The organism is Pantoea sp. NPDC088449 (assembly GCF_044753225.1).
Taxonomy (GTDB): Bacteria; Pseudomonadota; Gammaproteobacteria; order Enterobacterales; family Enterobacteriaceae; genus Pantoea; species Pantoea floridensis.
The window spans coordinates 1,853,020-1,870,454 of the sequence record NZ_JBIVMT010000001.1 but is presented as its reverse complement, the minus strand read 5'-3'; the positions used below and the strand labels follow the sequence as shown (position 1 = coordinate 1,870,454).

Below are 17,435 nucleotides of genomic sequence, written 5' to 3'. Positions count from 1 at the left end.
TTATTCAGACAGGTCTCGATTTTAAGGTGGTGTGGCGTGGAACGTCCTCGTTTGCTCAGGATGAATGAACGAGGCATCCACTGATTTACAAGCTCCGATGCTGCCATTATCCTGTCTGCGGCATGAAGCAATACATTCATGCTATGACTCGGGGTGCCCCTGTAACACAGGGCTGAGATACACCCGCTGACCTGATCTGGATAATGCCAGCGTAGGGCCACCGTCAAAGAAGGAATTGTAACCCGTTTTGAGTAAAAACAATGGGTTACTTATCTCTCATTGCTCTCTGTTTTTCACTGAGGTCAAATGAGGGTGACATTGTGGGGTATAAATCTCTTCGCTATACGTTTCAGCGTTCAAATACGTATTACATCCAATTCCGCTTTTCTGACGGTAAATCTTTTAAACGTAGCCTCGACACTGATAGCTATCGTGTTGCCAGCGCAATAATGGCCTCGCTAATTCCTCTGGTTCCATTTGTCCAAGATCAAACTCTTGCACTAACAGATTTCACAAAACGCATTGATGCAATCAAATCCTCAATAGCAGGTGATTTGAAAAGCGTTCTTTCGTTTGCAGGTGGTAAATCAAAATCAGAGAAAGCTGTGAAGCCTAAAGAGGTAAAGTCTGGCTTGTCACTCGTCAAAGCCTGGGAAATGTATAAGGCGGCTAAAGGCACAAAGTGGAGTCGTGGAATATCACAGGCCAATGAGCGCTTTATGGAAGTTTTGTTTGTTGTGCTAGGTAGGGATAAGGATGTAATCACAGTCAATAAACAGGATATAAAGCAAGTAATGGAAGTTGTTGAAAATCTGCCTAAGCGCGTAGTGCAGCCATACCGCTCAATGACGTTAGAACAATTGATTGCACTTGAAGATGTTCCAGAGGCTGATCTTGTGGGTGATGAGGCGATGCATAAGCATCTGAAGATCTACAAAAGTCTGTTCAAAACCTTCCTTACAGATGACAAGGGAATACTTGAAAAGAGTCCTACAGACGGGATCTCCGCTTCAGCCTCTAAAGCACGGTATGGCGCTTACTCTGCATCTGAGATGAGGAAGTTTGTTCAGTGGGCTATTGAGCAGCCGGAGGGCTGGGAGAAATGGATAATGCTGCTGCTTGCTTACACAGGGTGTAGAAGGGCAGAGATTGCCACATTACGTAAGCACCAAATCAAGTATGACGAAGACAGCAAACGTCATTATCTACTTATTGCTGAAGGTGGGCAGGGTAAGACAGACAATGCAACCCGTAGAGTGGTTATACATTTGCACTTGATTGAATGGGGCTTCTTGGATTTTGTAGCACAGTGTGATGATGTTCTTTTCCCTGATGTCTCAGGAAGCAACATGACAAAGATTGGTAAAACTTTCTCGGATATCAGGGATCAACTTGGTATTCCCTATCTTGATGATCACCAGCAAAGAAGGTTGCTTCATTCAATGCGTCATGCTGTAGCCACAACCTCAATGGCTGGTTGGGTGAAAAACGTTGCGCATCTTCAGGCAACATTAGGACATCAAATGACGGGGATTGGCGTAACAAAGCGATACTTGCACTCGTTTCCTCTTTCAACAATATGCTATGTTATTGATGGTTTGAATTGGGACTGCATATAAAAATTCGTTCCTCTTTTCTACAAGCTCTTAAATGAGGTGGCATAATGGACACGCCTGAATACATTTATAAATACCAAGCGCTAAATATTAATAACCTATCAGCGCTAAACAGTTCTAATCTTTGGTTTTCAGATTTTGCAAGTTTAAATGATCCATTTGAGGCGTCTTACGAAGTAGCTGCAAAACTCATATTCAGCAAAGACGCCCACAACTACAGATTTGATGATGTGATAAAAAAGAGTATCAGTAAATCTGCGGTCTGTAGTTTTAGTAAAGTTTCCCCTCTTGATAAGGGTAATTTCAAAACTACTTCGCTCATGTGGTCACATTACGCTAATCAATTCTCAGGGATTTGCATTGAGTTTAATACTCAAAAACTGCTTTCCTCACTAAGAACAAGAGAGAATCAGCTTGTTTTCTCAGATTCAGTGACTTACGAAGATAGAATTCATGAATTTAATGATTTTATCCAAATATTTGACGTAGATGTAATGTTTAAAAAACATTCATCATGGGAATATGAAGATGAGTTTCGAATAGTGTTAATTGGGGATATTAATAATGAAGGCGACTCGATCCAGTCTAAGGGGTTGCACTCCTATGATCCCACCTCAATTTCAAGAATATTTATCGGTGGTAGAATGGATATCCATCAAAGGCATTTACTTGAAGTGATTCAAGGTAACATAAACTCTGATATCGAATTGGTTTCATTATCAATAAGGAACAATAGCTATTCCTTTGGTATAGATTATCCCGATGATGATGATATTGAATATATTTAAAACGGTAATTCGCCTTGCATGTCGCAGAATTCATCAAGGTTGCCGTTATGCGCATCTAGCATCATCTGGTGGTGGGTAAACCACATGCCCACCTCAAAGATTGTCACTGGCGTTTCCAGCACTAACCAAAAGGCTGTGTTTGTGACACGCCCAAACCAATACAAGCGTTTATCCTCTACACGCTTAGTCTCAAACAACACCACAGCCCCCTGATCAATGCGTTCCAGATAGCCGCCTCTATGAACTACTGTGACCCGTTCCCCATGCTCCCGATAGAATTGCACGCCGCGCGTGATGCTCGGATCAAATCCGTCTTTGTTACCCATTTCACAACTCACATATACTGTTTTTATATACAGTTGCGTTCAATCTGCCTCAATGCAAGTTGAAATAAAATACACAAAAAATGCTAATGAAAATGGTAAGGGAATGATAAACATTGATCGTTAATGCCGATCAATATAATAATAATGATCTATTAATCCTATCAATTAAGGCGTGTAAAATGACCCGTAGAACTGCATGGATGTTAATGTTTGGAAGTTGTTTTCTCTTTTGGGGTAGTGTGTTATGGATGATGCTTTAGAAGTAGAAGAGGGTGAAGCAGTAAAAACGCCGCTGGATGGTTGGGAATTATCTGAACAACAACGGCGATTCATCGAGTCTCTAATAGATGAAGGCGACTTATGGGACAATGACATAAAATCAACGGTCAATAATCATTCAAAATACATTGACATGTTTGATGACATTTAGATATGTTCAGATGGTCAATAAGAAACCTCTCAAAATCACATTAAGCTATCTTACTGCAAAAGGATGTTGAAATGAGTCTAAAGCTTTTAAGAGAGTCTGTTATTAGCCGCAAACCAATATCCTTTCAATACAATAAGCCCGGCAAGGTGAGCGGAGAGCGTGTAGGTAATGTGCACGCAATATATATACTTCGTCGAAAATCTGATGGCGTTGAAACTACCAAGCTGCATATAGTTCAGACGTCTGGTGTAACAGATAGTGAAGTTAATTTCCCCGAGTTTCGCCAATTTGATATAGAGTCAATCACTGATGTTGTAATTTTGAGTGGTGAGCCTGATTTTCCAATTGATGATAAATATAGACCAGAATCTGATTACTACTTGAATGTTATTGCTAAGGTGTGATTATGAGTCTTGATCATTCTTATATTATTGGAAGTGATGATAATAATGAGTTAATGTTAAATATATCTGGTCTTGATTCTTGTGAAAAGAATGTGGCAGATTTATCAGCAAACTTTTATGCTTTGTGCTCGAATACAGGTGTGTCAAAATTTACTTGCAAATTGAATGTTCAAAATTTGCGAGAGTTACATCATCACCTTTCGAAATATAGTATCATTTGCGATCACGAATCGCTGTCAACTGGACGCTTTGTTGAAGTTAAAGGTAATTATCAGGAGGTGATTAATATCCTGGAAAATACAGATAATGCATCCTTAATCATGGCCCTACAGCATTTGGTTAGCAAGAAGTTAACCCACAATGATATTAATACCATCCTTGGCAGAAAAGACTCCTTGGCAGAATATGAAGATATGCTTAAGAAGTCAGATCAATACAATGAGCCTGATTGGCAAAAATTCTTTGAGCGTAATGAGTGGATTTTTGGTTATGGGCTGACTTATAAATATCTTAAGATATTACAACGTGAAGCCCATGTCTCAAAGACTGATCTAAATGGCGCAAATGATGTCATTACTGATTTTCTGATGTCAGATTCCCGTTATACTAAAATAGTTGAATTGAAAACACCAACGACGAAGCTTTTCACGAAACGTCAGGGTAGGTCTGACACTTGGTTTTTATCAAGCGAATTAACGGATGCAGTGAGTCAAATTATTGCACAGAAAGCCAATTGGGAAATTGAAAGTCAAACTCGTAACTATACTGCTGATGGTAATTTGATTCGCGAAGAAACATTTGATGCTGAGTGCATTCTCATTATAGGCTCTCTTTCTTCAATCGAAGGGACGGATAAAGAAAAAGCAATAAAAAGGAAAACTTTAGAGCTATATCGTAGGAATTTAAAAAATATCGACATACTCTTTTATGATGAGTTGCTTGAAAGATCACGATATATCGTTAAAAGTGCTGAGGTGATCGAAGATAAACTAACATCAACGTTAGTTCTTCCTGAGTGATTTTTGTCATAAAGTGATTAATTCCCTAGTGTTAGAGAATTAATTCATTTCGCCTGCTAAGGCGATTTTAACTATATGTATATAAAAATTCTAACTTTTTTCGCTCCCCGATACCTTCTGTTACCCCATTAATTAATACTATTAGCGATTACCAAAAAATTTTGACGCCCCCTATAGTAAACCAACCCCCAAATTCCCACGCCGCAATCTTAGTTGTCATGTAGTGTTGCCTGTAGCTGTCACTTTCTGACTACCTAACGCGAATTTTTCCCCCGCCCAAAATCTGGCGCAGACGCCTTTCAAATATCTGATGGTAAATCTGTCTCATTTAAGTATACCCAATAGATAGCTGTGAGAATTGTATCTTTAGGGTGGATATAATACTCTATTGACTACATAAAGTGAGGTGTGTATCATTATGGTTATTGAGATTAACCTTTGTGAGACTTTAAGATGAATACATTGATTTATGCTCGTGCTTCTACTGCTGGACAGGATAGCTCTCGTGCGCTGCCTTCACTGCGTGAGTTCGCTGGCGCTCGTGGTTGGCACATCGGCGGTGAGTATGTAGAGAATGCTTCAGGTGCAAAGCTGGCACGTCCTGAACTGGATAAGCTATTGTCTGATAGTAAAGCTGGAGATGTGCTGCTGGTGGAGAGTATCGACCGCTTGAGCCGTCTTGAGGCGTCACAATGGAAAGTGCTAAAGCGCACCATTGAGGATAAGGGATTGAAGCTGGTTGTGATTGACTTGCCTACTTCTTGGAACCTGCTGCAAGCTGAGAGCAACGCATTGATCGATGGGATCATGCGAGCTGTAAACGATATGATGATTGAAATGATCGCCGTTCAAGCCCGTCAGGACTATGAGACACGCCGTGCGCGTCAGGCTCAAGGTATTGAGAAAGCTAAATCTGCTGGCGTTTACAATGGTAAACCGAAGGATGAGGAAGCGCGTGAGATGGTGCGTGATCTGCTGGAGAAGGGCGTAGAGCCTAATCGAGTGATGAAAGCTGCTGGTATTAGTCGTGCTACGTTCTATCGTATCAAAAAAGAACTGGCAGCGGCATAACGCCGCGTTGCCTTACGGGTGGTGCACCTGCCGTAAATCATCTGCCAAAGTGCAAGGCCACGCCTTAAAATCCCAACTCTCCAATGTCCAAGCTGTTCGCCATTTCACAACAAACCATTCCCAACTTTCCTTGATGCTCTCTGCGTCTACCTGTTCGCGTTGCTCATCCGGTAGCTTACGCTTTCCACTCACATAATCTTCGAAGTTATCCTGATGAATCAGGTAGCCTGTTGCATACTCGATGAGAGGTGTCCCATCAATACGGCGTGGGCACGGTATTAGCTTCTGTCTGGCCTTCTCAGGTGCTTCAGGTTGTTCTTGTAATCTCATATTGTCAACCTTGTTTAAATCGCTCCTGATGGCGCTGATGCGCTCATTTATTGCGGGATCTGCAAGGAAGGTATCTAAGTTCTGTTTGTATCGTTTGTTAGCTGCCAAATGGCCTCCTGTAAGTCTACGGTGATCTGATGCATCGGCTGTATGCCGTGGCTTAGTTACTCCTGTTGATTATAAAATTAAAACTAAATAGTGGTGTGACCCGTGGGTCAAACTGCGGTATGAAATGCCGTGTTTTGAATATAATTTTTAACGAAGAGTTGTTAAGCAAAGCGGCACTTTCGCGGGGAAAGTTTGCTTGCGTGAGATGCCCATCTCCGGGAGTCCCGGAAATGATCACTATATAAATTTAAAAAGGTTTTGATGGAGGGTCGTCTCCATCGTCTCCAGCCTAGGCTCCCTTGATATCACTGGCTTTAGAAGATTTGGTGGGCCGTCTCCAGGGTCGTCTCCGCATCGTCTCTAGGGTCGTCTCCGGTGTCGATAATGTCCCTCACTCTGTCCAAAGATAGATCTTTATGGTGCCAAAACCACGTATTCGTTGTGGTTTTGTATCGTTTAGAGACTACCTTCTGGAATGGTCTGGAGCGTTTGTAGTTGTGTTCCGTAAGTTTATGGCTGGCGATTTGGCTATCACGCCCAAAGAGATCTGACACTGCCGCGATCTGAAATACCTTGTGCTTGTCCAGAAAACTCTCCAGCTCAACATCCAGCACTGATCGGCTTGCCTCTACCATATCGTAGAAAGTGGCTGTCTTAGGTGCCACGTTTGGTAGGGGGGAGACATCCAGTGACATCAGGTGATCGTAAACAAAGTTGATACCTCCTGCTCTTAACCACTCTTTGAAGTCTTTAGTGTCCTGTGTCTTCTCCATACGTTTTGGACAAAACCAGCGGCGTTCTTCTTCGTCGAGGCGCAAAGGACGGGTATCATTGCTACTAAGGATCACTCTGGTGTAAATCTTCTCTACAGCCGCCTCCTTGTAGAGCCTGCGAACACTGACAGAAGCATCAGATAGTTTAGCTTTGATACGGGTCTGCTGAGATTCTGACAGAGATTTAACATCATTAAGGTGTAACAGGATTGTGCCATTGAACACGGTGCTGTGAAGGTCGTTAACTTTAGCAAAATCATCAACTGATTGATGGTTGGGGGTCATCATTTCAAGCATCTCAACCAATGTTCCTTTACCTGTTCCCTTTGTCCCGGTGAGCATCAGGTGCCACGGTTTACGATACGCTGGATATTGCAACATGTGAGCAATCCAAAGCTCCACCACGGATCTCTCTTGTTCAACAGGAAAGCAGTGGGACATAAAATTGTGGTATGGCGCTAAGGTTTTATCCAATTCAGGATTCTCAGGTATACGGTAGAATGGTGTATACGTGTTGAGGGTGTTGAAGCCAGCGCCTGACTTGAAATAACGGTCTGATGTTTCAGGGTTGAACTCCTGACCGATCACATAAGGGAGTATCTTTGTCTTCTGAAGGGCAGTGATGCCCGGTGCCCGACCATTGCCACCCGACCACTCATAGAATGTTCCGGCAATAGATTGTTCGGTTAGCTTGATTCCAGTTGGAAGATTGAATAAAACGGTGCCGTGATGGGGATCGGCTGTTAATACCCAACCGCTAACATTCATATGATTAGCGAAGGCTTGAGTCTGGTCTGGTTCGGTCATTTCGTGGGATCTCCAAAGTATTGTATAGCTGTTTCAGGATGAAAGCCTGCTGTGATAAATCGCCGCGCTGCTGGTCAATAACGGCGCGTAAATCCTGGGGGATTCGAAGTGGAATCCCGCGTTCTGTGTTGTTCATTTGATTACCTATGATGTGAGGTGATGCAGATCGAGAAGGGAGTAAAATCTGTCTGTTGCAATGTGATAGATAACTGGCGTTCCTTCGGCTGTGTAACGTAGCTCGATGAGGCCCAACCGCACCAGTTCCAGTAAGTCAGCTTCCATTCACTACTTCATACTTGAGATGGCCCATTTCTTCCCATACGGCGCTGTAGTAGACGCCCATACGGAGAAAGATACGTCTGATAAACTCATCCTTTGCCTGGTAGGGCCAAAACTCATAGATGAGATCCACCACTGAGGGATAAATGTCTGGATGGCAGTTAAACAGGGCTGCACTCCATTGGCTGCGCTCAAGCGTGGCACTAAGTAGAGCGTTGAGCCGTCCCTCAAATGTATTGGTGTTAGAGTTCAGAATGAGGCGGCAATGTCCGATGTCGTGGTCGTGGTCAATTCTCGGTTTGCGCAGACGCGCCCCTGTGATCCAATCTACGCCGCTCTGTGCTTTTGCCATCATCTTGCAATAAGGTGCACGTTTCGCCGTTGCCAGGCGCTCAGGATTCTTTTTCATAGCAAACTCATTGAACATTAGCCCACCTCAATCTCTGATAGCGCGGCACGGATACGTTCGCGCATTGTTGGTGCTTCGGCTTCAAGTGCTGCGGCTTCTTCTGCTGCTTTGGCTTCCATTTCAGCGCGATAAACTGCCTCATAAGCCTGCGTAATCTCGTCGGTGATTTCTTCCATCAGTGCGGCTTCTGCTTGGGTGATAAGCTCTGCACGATCTGCATCGATGACAGATTGAGGACGGTCTAATACCACTCGCATCATTGGGCTACCCGGAATGAAGATATCCTGCGATCTCAGGTCTGCGATTCGGTATCCGTTGAGGATGTGCTCCTGTAGACGAACTAAGCTCACCGGGTGGGGTTCTGCCAACTCGACACGCTCACGCAAGTGACGTCGAACATACTCAGAGACGTATCCGTCTCGCTCTGCCTTATAGATGGCTTTGATTTCTTTTACTGCTGCTGGTGGTAGTGAGAAGGGTTTCATTGTTGTTGCTCCTTGATTTCTAATAATCGTTTGATGTTGATTCGGTTGCAGCTTTTGCACGTAAACGGTGATTTGCTGTCTGCGGCGTATTCGGTGACGTAATACCAGGTGCCGTTGTAGAAGTCCTTTTGAATAAGGCCAGATTCCAGCCACTGATTGATCACACGGTGTGGATTGCCGTTGTCCCATTCGGCGGCGAAGTCTTCCCAGGTGAAGCAGTGCTTCATCATCTGTTCAGCCCAATACAGGAAGGCCACGCGGGTTGGGGTTGTCGGGAGGTTGTGACTACGAAGGCGGTCGCGGTAAACGTGATATTCGAAACGAGGTAGCCACGTCTCGATAAAGTTCAGGTCTTTGTCACTCATCTGTATGAGATTTCCTTTTATTTAATTGAAAAATCCCACGCGAAAGTAAAGCCCGGCTCATCAAGGAGACACTGCTTGGATGACAGTTTTGATAATGAGCGCGGCAATCGCGTGGGAGATTTTGTTGGGGTTGGCATACCGCGGCTCACTGATTAGTGAAGGTTTGCTATGAAATGGTGCTGTGTGACGCAATCACGGCTGGGACAGTGATGCTCAAAGCTCGTTAGATATAAGTAAACTCAGCGAGAAGTATCTTGCGCTTTGCTTACCCTATGCTCTTATATTAACAGAGAAAGCACAAAATGTCAAGATAAATATATTGACTTAAATCGTAAATTGTGTCATGTAGATTCGTTCCTGATGCGTCTATTGGAGGCTTTGTGGTGGATGGGTTGACTGCCATTCTGTAATCCTGGCTTCTCAATGGCGGCTAAGTTTCTTAATAAGGCAGAATAAACAGATCAAGGCATCTTCGGCATTAAAGCCGGACTACATATTTTCTCTCTGGCGTGTTCGCTAACCCGCATTGCCATGAAATTAGGTTTCTACACCGTGGCGTAAAGTTCAGCCATCCTGCATGGTTTGAGAGCGTTAAATCACCATTACCAATCTGTGTTGTGGTATTCAGAAAAGAACACTGTGCAGGAGATAAGCGCATAACTGTAGCTTGTGCCGATTCTGGAAAGGAGTTATGCACGGTTGCAGGACGTAAGCCGGGCAAGCCTTCAACTCACACATTTTCAATCAAGGATAAGGTTCTTCAGGACTTTAGAAGAGGCATGAATGTGAGGGAATTAGTGGAACGGCACAAAGTAAGCAGGGCAACTATTTATAGATGGGTCAGATAGCTCCTGTGACGTTCAAAGAAGCACGCTTAATAGAATTGGTTGTTGGGTTAGAGTTGGAGATTAGAGTGGATTACATGAAGTGTGAGATGTGCTGAGTTATCTCAGCAGGATAACCTCTAAGGTTAAGTTCAATCTAAAGTTTGTTAACTGTGTTGTGTTTCATCTGTTAGAACTGAGAGATTAGAACTAACTTTAGTTATCACTCGAGTAAGGTGATAAGTCTAAACACTCAATGATCTTATCCCTCTACCCTTAATAGGAAGGGACACATTCTCTAGCTATGTTCCATGTAGTAGACTCCTATCTACGATAGTCATCTACTACATGGAACATAGCTAGAGAGAATATTTAAATAATAGCATTGCTATACTCGCTATCGCTCGCAACTTCGGCGGTAAAATACCACAAACAAATTTAAATGTCAATAAAAACTTATTGCTTTTTTCTCGGTTGTATGCTCACAAATGGCTAGACACTTTTTTGTTTTGCCACATAACTTAAAGTTAAGGGCAGACGTTGACATCCGGCGCGGACAATCCGAGCCTACAGCAGGATAACGGTGTTTTTGCTATCTTCTGAGGGTTCCTGTTTCATTGGATGGCCTAACAACTCCGCTCCTCCACAGGCAATAACGGCATGCCCTGCCGCTAAAATCTTTTCAGCCCTAAGCTTGCTATAATGGTTGCTTGAGGCGTCATCTGAAACTGGCTTGAAATTGTTATCGCGTTCGCGCACGGTAACAAGTTCGCCGCCATTCCAATTCAGCTTGTAATCAAGCTGCCTTTTCAATTCATAAGTCTTGTTGGACAGGAAATGTTTAGTGCTCTTAGGATGCTTAAATAAAGAGGTCGCCTCCTCGAGATTTTCGATCACAACAATCGCGTGGTTTTTGCTTAGTGTTGTTGAAATCTTATGGAAATGGTCTTTACGCATATTCGAGATGCGATTTAACAAGCGGTTTACTTTGTATCTTTGTTTGACCCAATTAGAGCTAAATTTCTTCTTCTTGCGCAGACGCTTAATGTTTTTCTCAAGAGACTTTTCCATTTTAGATAAAGATTCTTGAGACAAAAAATCAGTCCCTTCAGAAGTCGTGATGCATTCGATGTTACTTACATCGAGTCCAATTATTGAGGACTGTTGGGATGAAAACTCATTAACCTCACATTCGGTCTGTAAACTCACATACCACTTGTCCAGCTTCATTGAAACTGTGACATTTTTGATCACGCCTGTAATGGAGCGGCTTTTTCTATAACGCACCCAACCTAACTTAGGCAATTGAATTCTTTCATTGCCTTCATCCAGCTTCACACGCTGTATAGGGTAACGGAAAGCATCATTTCTGCCTTTCTTTTTTGGAGAAGGGAAGGTTGCTCTACGTGCAAAGAGATTGTTGAATGCTTTATCAAGATCCTTCAATGATTGTTGAAGGATCTGGGAAGGGGCATTGCTCAACCATGACATTTCTTCTTGGCTTTTCCATTCAACTAGCCATGGTGCCATTTTATTATAAGGGATGTAGCGATCACCATTTCGCCAAATGTCGCTTTGCATTGTTAGAGCACGGTTATACACAAAACGACAAGCACCAGCAAATGACCTCATAGAAGCAATTTGTTCTGGAGTTGGTTTCAATTGAAACTTGTATGCTTGGCGCCTGATCATTTCGACAACTATGCAACCTAAAAGTGGACTTAAAATCGGGAGTATTTCATCAGTAAACACACTGTAATAGCAATGCTTTTACGATTGAAAATAAAGCCCCCACGCGAATGCGGGGAGGCTTGAGCTATTAGCCCTGAAGCAGAGATAATACCTGCTGTGGAACCTGGTTAGCTTTGGCCAACACTGAGTTACCTGCCTGCTGGATGATCTGTGCTTTAGACATGTTTGAAACTTCAGTTGCGTAGTCAGCATCCTGAATACGGGACTGTGCTTCAGACAGGTTTGTTGTGGTGTTGTTCAGGTTGGTGATAGATGAGTCCAGACGGTTTTGAACTGCACCCAAGCTTGAACGGAACTTATCTACTTGCGCGATAGCAGCATCCAAGGCAGCAAGAGGATCAGCGGTTTTACCGTCTGCAACTGCTTCTACTGTGTTTGTAGCGCTGGACAGGTCAGCACCTGCCAAATCAGCAGCCGCATAGGTTTTACCTGAAGCAGCATCGGCTACTACCTCAGTTTTTCCATCAGTGCCTCCTAACTTAACTACAGCATCAGTAACAGATTTACCATCGGCATCAGTATAACTAGCTGTTTTGACAGAGGCCTTGCCAGATGCATCTACAGTTGCCGCATAAAGATTACCCGTAGCATCTTTTAATGCATAAGTATCGGTATCTTTACCATTAGCATCCTGCAATTTAACGAGGCTAACAGTTCCCAGAGATGCTGTAGCAGTGTCTGTTCCAAAAGTAACAGTGTTACCGCCAGTTGTTGTTGTAATGCTTGTTTCTTTGGTAAGACCTGTAGGCGTAGTAGCTTCAGCTGTTGCGCCTGTAGCCATGGTAACCTTACCGTCATTTGCTACTGCAACAGCGTAATAACCAGGGTTATCTCCGCCAGTCACGTTAGCAAAATAATCGCCATTCGTATCTTTGTATACACCTTCAATTGCAGCTCCAGTTCCTGCTGCTGCATCAGTAGACAAGGTTGTAGCTGATGTATCAATTGTAGATGTTGAACTAGTTCCGCCAATTGAGGTAATAGCAGCACTTGTAGTTACGGCATCATTGTTTTTAACACTATATCCAGACAGGTTTAGCGTGGACGAATCAATTTTCTTCAGGTCAATATCGATCGTTTGGCCATCATTAGCGCCTACCTGAATTTTCATAGCGCTATCTTTTGCCAGAACGTTCACGCCGTTGAACTGAGTCTGACCTGAAACACGGTCAATTTCGTCCAGACGTGATTTGATTTCGTCTTGGATTGAAGACAGGTCAGAATCAGAGTTGGTTCCGTTCTGCGCCTGAACAGTCAGTTCACGAACGCGCTGTAAGTTGTTGTTGATTTCTGAAAGTGCGCCTTCAGTGGTCTGCGCCAGTGAGATACCGTCGTTGGCGTTACGAGCGGCCTGAGTCAGGCCGTTGATGTTAGAAGTGAAGCGGTTCGCAATCGCTTGACCAGCAGCGTCATCTTTCGCGCTGTTGATACGAAGACCAGAAGACAAACGCTCGATAGAGGTAGACAGAGCAGACTGGTTCTTGTTGATGTTGTTCTGAGTGATCAGCGAGAGGCTGTTGGTGTTAATTACTTGAGCCATGGTAAAAGTTCCTATTAATCAAGTCATTTGGTTAAGGTTTGGGCTTAAACCCCTTCGGCTTCAGCGCCGTCATACCTACTATCGTCACCCCCCAGAAAAACTTTAACTTCCTTTTTATTTCTTTTTACAAACTCACGTTCGGCAGGGGTTGCATCAGGCAGCCTGTCAACCAGGCATCTTTGTTAATCGGCACGTTGGGTCATTTATTAAATCCTTTGGATAATCCCTAGGTGAGGTCAAAGGTGAGGTAAAACGTGAGGTCAAAGGTGAGGTATTGTGGCTTTACCTGTTTCCGGCGAGCAAGAAGGCGAATGTGGTTAGGCCAGCTTGCTTTGCAAGCGACACTTCCCTTATGCTGGTGATAAGTAATGAGAGATTTACTTTAATGACTCGGGGTGCCCCTGTTAAACAGGGCTGAGATACACCCGCTGACCTGATCTGGATAATGCCAGCGTAGGGAAGTCAGATGCCTGACCGCATTCGCCTTCTTGATCGCCGGTTGGGAGCTTTATGACACAGCCTAACCTTCTCTCCACTGCGCAACTCGCGCAATCCTTGCTTCTCCTGCGACAGCAAGCGCCACTGGTGCACTGTATGACCAACGACGTGGTGCAAACCTTTACCGCCAATGTATTGCTGGTGCTGCACGCTTCTCCGGCGATGGTGATTGATGCTGAAGAGGCCGCGCAGTTTGCCGGGTTTGCCGATGCGTTATTGATAAACGTCGGCACGCTTACGCGCGATCGTCGAGACGCGATGTTAGCGGCGGTGCAGGCCGCGCAAAAAGCCGGCACGCCGTGGACGCTGGATCCGGTCGCGGTCGGCGCATTAACGCTGCGCACCGAATTCTGCCAGCAGCTGCTTGGTCTGCATCCGGCGGCGATTCGTGGTAACGCCTCAGAAATTCTCGCCCTGGCTAATCAGGCAACGGGCGGTCGTGGCGTGGATAGTCTGCATCAGGCCGATGCCGCGCTGAGCGCTGCGCAACAGCTGGCGCGTGACTATGACACTGTCGTCGCCGTAACCGGCGAAGTGGATTACGTTACCGATGGCACTCAAACGTTGGCGATCCCCGGCGGGAGTCCGCTGATGACGCGGGTGGTCGGCACCGGTTGCGCGTTGTCGGCGGTGGTGGCGGCTTTCACCAGCTTACCGGGCGAGCGTCTGCTGCATGTGGCCGCTGCCTGTCGTGTGATGTCGCTAGCCGGTGAAATCACGGCGCGTCAAGTCGAGGGGCCGGGCAGTTTTGCGTCGGCTTTTCTTGATGCGCTCTGGACGCTGGAGATGACAGTATGAAACGCATCAACGCATTAACCATCGCCGGTACCGATCCAAGTGGCGGCGCCGGTATCCAGGCCGATTTGAAAGCCTTCTCCGCGCTGGGCGCGTATGGCACCAGCGTCATCACTGCGCTGGTGGCGCAGAATACCTGCGGCGTGCAGTCGGTTTATCGTATCGAACCCGATTTTGTTGCCGCGCAGCTCGATTCGGTGCTGGACGATGTGCGCATTGATAGCGCAAAGATCGGCATGTTGGCAGAAACGGCGATCGTTGAAGTGGTGGTCGAGCGGCTGAAACGCGCCAGCCTGCCGTTTGTGGTGCTGGATACGGTAATGATTGCCAAAAGTGGCGATGCGCTGCTGTCGCCGGATGCGGTAGCCAGCGTACGCGAACTGCTGCTGCCGCAGGTCTCGCTGATCACGCCGAACCTGCCGGAAGCCGCAGCACTGTTGGGGCGCGCTATGGCGCAGGATGAAAAAACCATGCTGCAGCAGGGCGATGCGCTGCTGGATCTTGGCTGTGAGGCGGTACTGATGAAAGGGGGACATCTTAGTGATGCCGAGAGCCCGGATTGGCTGATCACCCGCGCGGGACGCCAGCGTTTTACCGCGCCGCGCGTCAATACCCAACACACGCACGGCACCGGTTGTTCACTCTCAGCGGCGCTGGCCGCACTGCGGCCACGGCATAATGATTGGGCGGCGACGGTGGCTGAAGCCAAAGCCTGGCTGCAGCAGGCGCTGCTGCATGCCGATTCGCTGGAAGTGGGCAAAGGCATTGGGCCAGTGCACCATTTCCATCAGTGGTGGTAGGGCGTAACGCCAGATTGCCGCTTTTTCACTGCGAATCCGTCTGAAAAATGGAGTCAGCAATTTGCCAGCCTGCGGCATTCCGGTCCAGGCTGTTGGGGGGGAATCGACAGGTGTCGGTTCCAATCCAGCCATTTATCAGGAGCGAACATGACGGACATCGTACAGTTATTGGGCAAAGAGGCGGATAGCCTTCTTCAACATCGCTGCATGACCATTCCAGCGGACAGCCTCTATTTACCCGGCTCGGATTATGTTGATCGTGTGATGATCGACAACAATCGTTCTCCTACCGTATTACGCAACATGCAAACCCTGTACAACACCGGACGTCTGGCGGGCACCGGCTATTTATCCATTCTACCGGTCGATCAGGGCGTGGAGCACTCGGCGGGCGCATCGTTTGCTGCCAATCCTGCCTATTTCGATCCGAAAAACATCGTTGAACTGGCGATTGAAGCCGGTTGCAACTGCGTGGCGTCCACATATGGCGTTTTGGCTTCGGTTTCGCGTCGCTACGCGCACCGTATCCCGTTTATGGTGAAGCTGAACCATAACGAAACCCTGAGCTATCCAACGCAATACGATCAAACGCTGTATGCCAGCGTGGAGCAGGCGTTTAATTTAGGTGCGGTAGCCGTTGGCGCCACCATCTATTTTGGCTCTGAACAATCACGTCGGCAGATTGAAGAGATCTCTGCGGCGTTTGAACGCGCACACGAGCTGGGAATGGTGACGGTGCTGTGGGCCTATCTGCGTAATGATGCATTCAAGAAGGAGGGGGTAGATTATCACGCCAGCGCCGACCTGACCGGCCAGGCCAACCATCTGGCGGCCACCATCGGTGCAGATATCGTTAAGCAGAAGATGGCTGAGAATAATGGTGGCTATAACGCCGTGAAATTTGGTCACACCGATGAGCGCGTGTACAGCAAACTGACCACGGAAAATCCGATTGATTTGGTACGTTATCAGTTGGCGAACTGCTATATGGGGCGCGCAGGTTTGATTAACTCAGGCGGCGCCTCTGCCGGTGAAACAGATATCGCTGAATCGGTGCGTACGGCGGTGATCAACAAGCGTGCGGGCGGTATGGGGCTGATCCTTGGCCGTAAAGCGTTTAAGAAGTCGCTGAAAGAGGGCGTGCAGTTGATTAATGCGGTGCAAGATGTCTATTTGTCGAAAGATGTGTCGATTGCGTGATTGCGTGAAAGGTCAGCATAAATGCTGACCCTACAACACATTGAATATTATGCATATCGTAGGGTCGCCATTCATGGCGACCTCTTAGCATTAAGGCGCCTCAAACCACTCGCTGTTGCGCTCGGCGATGGGCGTGATGGTCAAAATCATTTCCTGTAAATGGCGGCGCATCGCGCTTTCAGCGGCTTCAACATCATGCGCTTTCAACGCATTGAAAATATCTTCGTGCTGCTGAATCAACCGTTCCGGCGGTGAGACTTCACTCAGCGTCAGAAAGCGTACGCGATCCATGGTGGCTTTAATATTTTCCACCGTTTCCCATGCCAGCAGGCAATGGATCCCTTCGGCAATTAAGCGATGGAACTCATCGTCCAGCGCTAAAAAAGCCTGACTGTCATGCCGTTCAGCGGCCAAACGCTGCAGCTGCAGATTGTGCTCCAGCGCCATCAGTCCCGCTGCATCAATCTCCTGCGCGGCGCGGCGGACGACAGCAATCTCTACCGCTTCACGGATAAAACGGCCGTCGGCCACGCGCTGAGCGGAAATCTTGCGCACGAAAGTGCCGCGCTGCGGTAAAACCTGTACCAATCCAGCTTCGGCCAGTTTAATAAAAGCTTCTCGTACCGGCTGACGGGAAACGTTAAAGCGCGCCGACACTTCCTTCTCCGACAGCAGCGAGCCCGGATGAATGACACAGGTCACGATATCTTTACGCAGGTAACGATAGATCTGCTGATTTACCGGTTCGCTGGTGGTTATGGTATAGGCAGTCGACATGCAGCAATATCCGTATTACGGCTGGCATGTGCCAGCCCG

The 17,435-nt window shown here is 46.3% G+C and carries 18 protein-coding genes and 2 riboswitches; of the genes, 9 read left to right on the top strand and 9 right to left on the bottom strand.

The features are described from left to right. The first annotated feature begins 139 nt into the window (after positions 1–139). Positions 140–238, top strand: a riboswitch (TPP riboswitch). A gap of 82 nt (positions 239–320) precedes the next feature. Together ACIP6T_RS08870 and ACIP6T_RS08865 are read left to right on the top strand one after the other, a co-directional pair. Next, entirely contained in the window at positions 321–1,619 is a 1,299-nt protein-coding gene (locus ACIP6T_RS08870) for a tyrosine-type recombinase/integrase (protein ID WP_400456465.1), read from the top strand. Between the two features lie 44 nt (positions 1,620–1,663). Continuing rightward, on the top strand, positions 1,664–2,404 hold the full coding sequence (locus ACIP6T_RS08865; RefSeq protein ID WP_400456463.1) for a DUF2971 domain-containing protein: 741 nt from the start codon (positions 1,664–1,666) through the stop codon (positions 2,402–2,404). Here the strand turns inward: ACIP6T_RS08865 and ACIP6T_RS08860 are convergent. Continuing rightward, a complete protein-coding gene (locus ACIP6T_RS08860) occupies positions 2,401–2,730 on the bottom strand; it encodes a hypothetical protein (protein WP_312158454.1) in 330 nt (109 codons plus the stop codon). The two genes, ACIP6T_RS08865 and ACIP6T_RS08860, sit on opposite strands and share 4 nt — an antisense overlap. A 244-nt stretch (positions 2,731–2,974) precedes the next feature. On the opposite strand from ACIP6T_RS08860, the gene ACIP6T_RS08855 reads away from it, so the two are divergent. The 4 genes from ACIP6T_RS08855 to ACIP6T_RS08840 all read left to right on the top strand — a co-directional run bounded on the left by ACIP6T_RS08855 (position 2,975) and on the right by ACIP6T_RS08840 (position 5,654). Then, complete coding sequence (locus tag ACIP6T_RS08855) at positions 2,975–3,160, top strand: hypothetical protein (protein ID WP_400456461.1); 186 nt, start codon at positions 2,975–2,977, stop codon at positions 3,158–3,160. A gap of 71 nt (positions 3,161–3,231) precedes the next feature. Beyond that, positions 3,232–3,564 (top strand): hypothetical protein, encoded by a 333-nt coding sequence (locus ACIP6T_RS08850; RefSeq protein WP_400456459.1) that lies wholly within the window; start codon positions 3,232–3,234, stop codon positions 3,562–3,564. A gap of 2 nt (positions 3,565–3,566) precedes the next feature. Further along, complete coding sequence (locus ACIP6T_RS08845) at positions 3,567–4,583, top strand: Shedu immune nuclease family protein (protein WP_400456458.1); 1,017 nt, start codon at positions 3,567–3,569, stop codon at positions 4,581–4,583. 453 nt (positions 4,584–5,036) lie between these two features. Next, positions 5,037–5,654: a recombinase family protein gene (locus ACIP6T_RS08840; protein WP_400456456.1), complete on the top strand. Its 618-nt coding sequence runs from the start codon at positions 5,037–5,039 to the stop codon at positions 5,652–5,654. A gap of 12 nt (positions 5,655–5,666) precedes the next feature. On the opposite strand, the gene ACIP6T_RS08835 is transcribed toward ACIP6T_RS08840, so the two are convergent. The 7 genes from ACIP6T_RS08835 to ACIP6T_RS08805 form a co-directional block, all read right to left on the bottom strand. After that, a complete protein-coding gene (locus ACIP6T_RS08835) occupies positions 5,667–6,092 on the bottom strand; it encodes a hypothetical protein (RefSeq protein WP_400456454.1) in 426 nt (141 codons plus the stop codon). A gap of 314 nt (positions 6,093–6,406) precedes the next feature. Further along, the gene (locus ACIP6T_RS08830; RefSeq protein WP_400456452.1) at positions 6,407–7,672 is read right to left on the bottom strand and encodes a primase-helicase family protein; all 1,266 of its coding nucleotides are present in this window, start codon (positions 7,670–7,672) and stop codon (positions 6,407–6,409) included. A 271-nt stretch (positions 7,673–7,943) separates the two neighbouring features. Next, entirely contained in the window at positions 7,944–8,360 is a 417-nt protein-coding gene (locus ACIP6T_RS08825) for a hypothetical protein (RefSeq protein WP_400456451.1), read from the bottom strand. 17 nt (positions 8,361–8,377) lie between these two features. Further along, positions 8,378–8,845, bottom strand: a complete 468-nt coding sequence (locus ACIP6T_RS08820; protein ID WP_400456449.1) for a hypothetical protein — start codon at positions 8,843–8,845, stop codon at positions 8,378–8,380. Continuing rightward, the gene (locus tag ACIP6T_RS08815; protein WP_400456447.1) at positions 8,842–9,210 is read right to left on the bottom strand and encodes a hypothetical protein; all 369 of its coding nucleotides are present in this window, start codon (positions 9,208–9,210) and stop codon (positions 8,842–8,844) included. The genes ACIP6T_RS08820 and ACIP6T_RS08815 overlap by 4 nt, the downstream gene beginning before the upstream one ends. 1,391 nt (positions 9,211–10,601) lie before the next feature. After that, positions 10,602–11,726 (bottom strand): RNA-guided endonuclease InsQ/TnpB family protein, encoded by a 1,125-nt coding sequence (locus ACIP6T_RS08810; protein WP_400457110.1) that lies wholly within the window; start codon positions 11,724–11,726, stop codon positions 10,602–10,604. 127 nt (positions 11,727–11,853) lie between these two features. Beyond that, on the bottom strand, positions 11,854–13,326 hold the full coding sequence (locus ACIP6T_RS08805; RefSeq protein ID WP_400456446.1) for a flagellin: 1,473 nt from the start codon (positions 13,324–13,326) through the stop codon (positions 11,854–11,856). 381 nt (positions 13,327–13,707) lie between these two features. Continuing rightward, positions 13,708–13,803, top strand: a riboswitch (TPP riboswitch). A 33-nt stretch (positions 13,804–13,836) separates the two neighbouring features. Here ACIP6T_RS08805 and thiM point away from each other — a divergent pair. The 3 genes from thiM (at position 13,837) to fbaB (ending at position 16,619) form a co-directional block, all read left to right on the top strand. Beyond that, positions 13,837–14,622, top strand: coding sequence for a hydroxyethylthiazole kinase (thiM, locus tag ACIP6T_RS08800; RefSeq protein ID WP_400456444.1), 786 nt, complete (start codon positions 13,837–13,839; stop codon positions 14,620–14,622). Continuing rightward, on the top strand, positions 14,619–15,419 hold the full coding sequence (gene thiD / locus ACIP6T_RS08795; protein WP_400456442.1) for a bifunctional hydroxymethylpyrimidine kinase/phosphomethylpyrimidine kinase: 801 nt from the start codon (positions 14,619–14,621) through the stop codon (positions 15,417–15,419). Before thiM ends, thiD begins: the two co-directional genes overlap by 4 nt. A gap of 147 nt (positions 15,420–15,566) precedes the next feature. Continuing rightward, the gene (gene fbaB, locus ACIP6T_RS08790) at positions 15,567–16,619 is read left to right on the top strand and encodes a class I fructose-bisphosphate aldolase (protein ID WP_400456440.1); all 1,053 of its coding nucleotides are present in this window, start codon (positions 15,567–15,569) and stop codon (positions 16,617–16,619) included. Between the two features lie 90 nt (positions 16,620–16,709). On the opposite strand, the gene ACIP6T_RS08785 is transcribed toward fbaB, so the two are convergent. Next, positions 16,710–17,396, bottom strand: coding sequence for a GntR family transcriptional regulator (locus tag ACIP6T_RS08785; RefSeq protein WP_097096687.1), 687 nt, complete (start codon positions 17,394–17,396; stop codon positions 16,710–16,712). Between the last annotated feature and the right edge of the window lie 39 nt (positions 17,397–17,435).

Coding starts and splice junctions, on each gene's coding strand:
- ACIP6T_RS08785 (WP_097096687.1), bottom strand. CDS start 17,396: ATGTCGACTGCCTATACCATAACCACCAGCGAACCGGTAAATCAGCAG.
- ACIP6T_RS08805 (WP_400456446.1), bottom strand. CDS start 13,326: ATGGCTCAAGTAATTAACACCAACAGCCTCTCGCTGATCACTCAGAAC.
- ACIP6T_RS08830 (WP_400456452.1), bottom strand. CDS start 7,672: ATGACCGAACCAGACCAGACTCAAGCCTTCGCTAATCATATGAATGTT.
- ACIP6T_RS08850 (WP_400456459.1), top strand. CDS start 3,232: ATGAGTCTAAAGCTTTTAAGAGAGTCTGTTATTAGCCGCAAACCAATA.
- ACIP6T_RS08840 (WP_400456456.1), top strand. CDS start 5,037: ATGAATACATTGATTTATGCTCGTGCTTCTACTGCTGGACAGGATAGC.
- ACIP6T_RS08810 (WP_400457110.1), bottom strand. CDS start 11,726: ATGATCAGGCGCCAAGCATACAAGTTTCAATTGAAACCAACTCCAGAA.
- ACIP6T_RS08845 (WP_400456458.1), top strand. CDS start 3,567: ATGAGTCTTGATCATTCTTATATTATTGGAAGTGATGATAATAATGAG.
- ACIP6T_RS08855 (WP_400456461.1), top strand. CDS start 2,975: ATGGATGATGCTTTAGAAGTAGAAGAGGGTGAAGCAGTAAAAACGCCG.
- fbaB (WP_400456440.1), top strand. CDS start 15,567: ATGACGGACATCGTACAGTTATTGGGCAAAGAGGCGGATAGCCTTCTT.
- ACIP6T_RS08825 (WP_400456451.1), bottom strand. CDS start 8,360: ATGAAAAAGAATCCTGAGCGCCTGGCAACGGCGAAACGTGCACCTTAT.
- thiD (WP_400456442.1), top strand. CDS start 14,619: ATGAAACGCATCAACGCATTAACCATCGCCGGTACCGATCCAAGTGGC.
- ACIP6T_RS08865 (WP_400456463.1), top strand. CDS start 1,664: ATGGACACGCCTGAATACATTTATAAATACCAAGCGCTAAATATTAAT.
- thiM (WP_400456444.1), top strand. CDS start 13,837: ATGACACAGCCTAACCTTCTCTCCACTGCGCAACTCGCGCAATCCTTG.
- ACIP6T_RS08815 (WP_400456447.1), bottom strand. CDS start 9,210: ATGAGTGACAAAGACCTGAACTTTATCGAGACGTGGCTACCTCGTTTC.
- ACIP6T_RS08820 (WP_400456449.1), bottom strand. CDS start 8,845: ATGAAACCCTTCTCACTACCACCAGCAGCAGTAAAAGAAATCAAAGCC.
- ACIP6T_RS08860 (WP_312158454.1), bottom strand. CDS start 2,730: ATGGGTAACAAAGACGGATTTGATCCGAGCATCACGCGCGGCGTGCAA.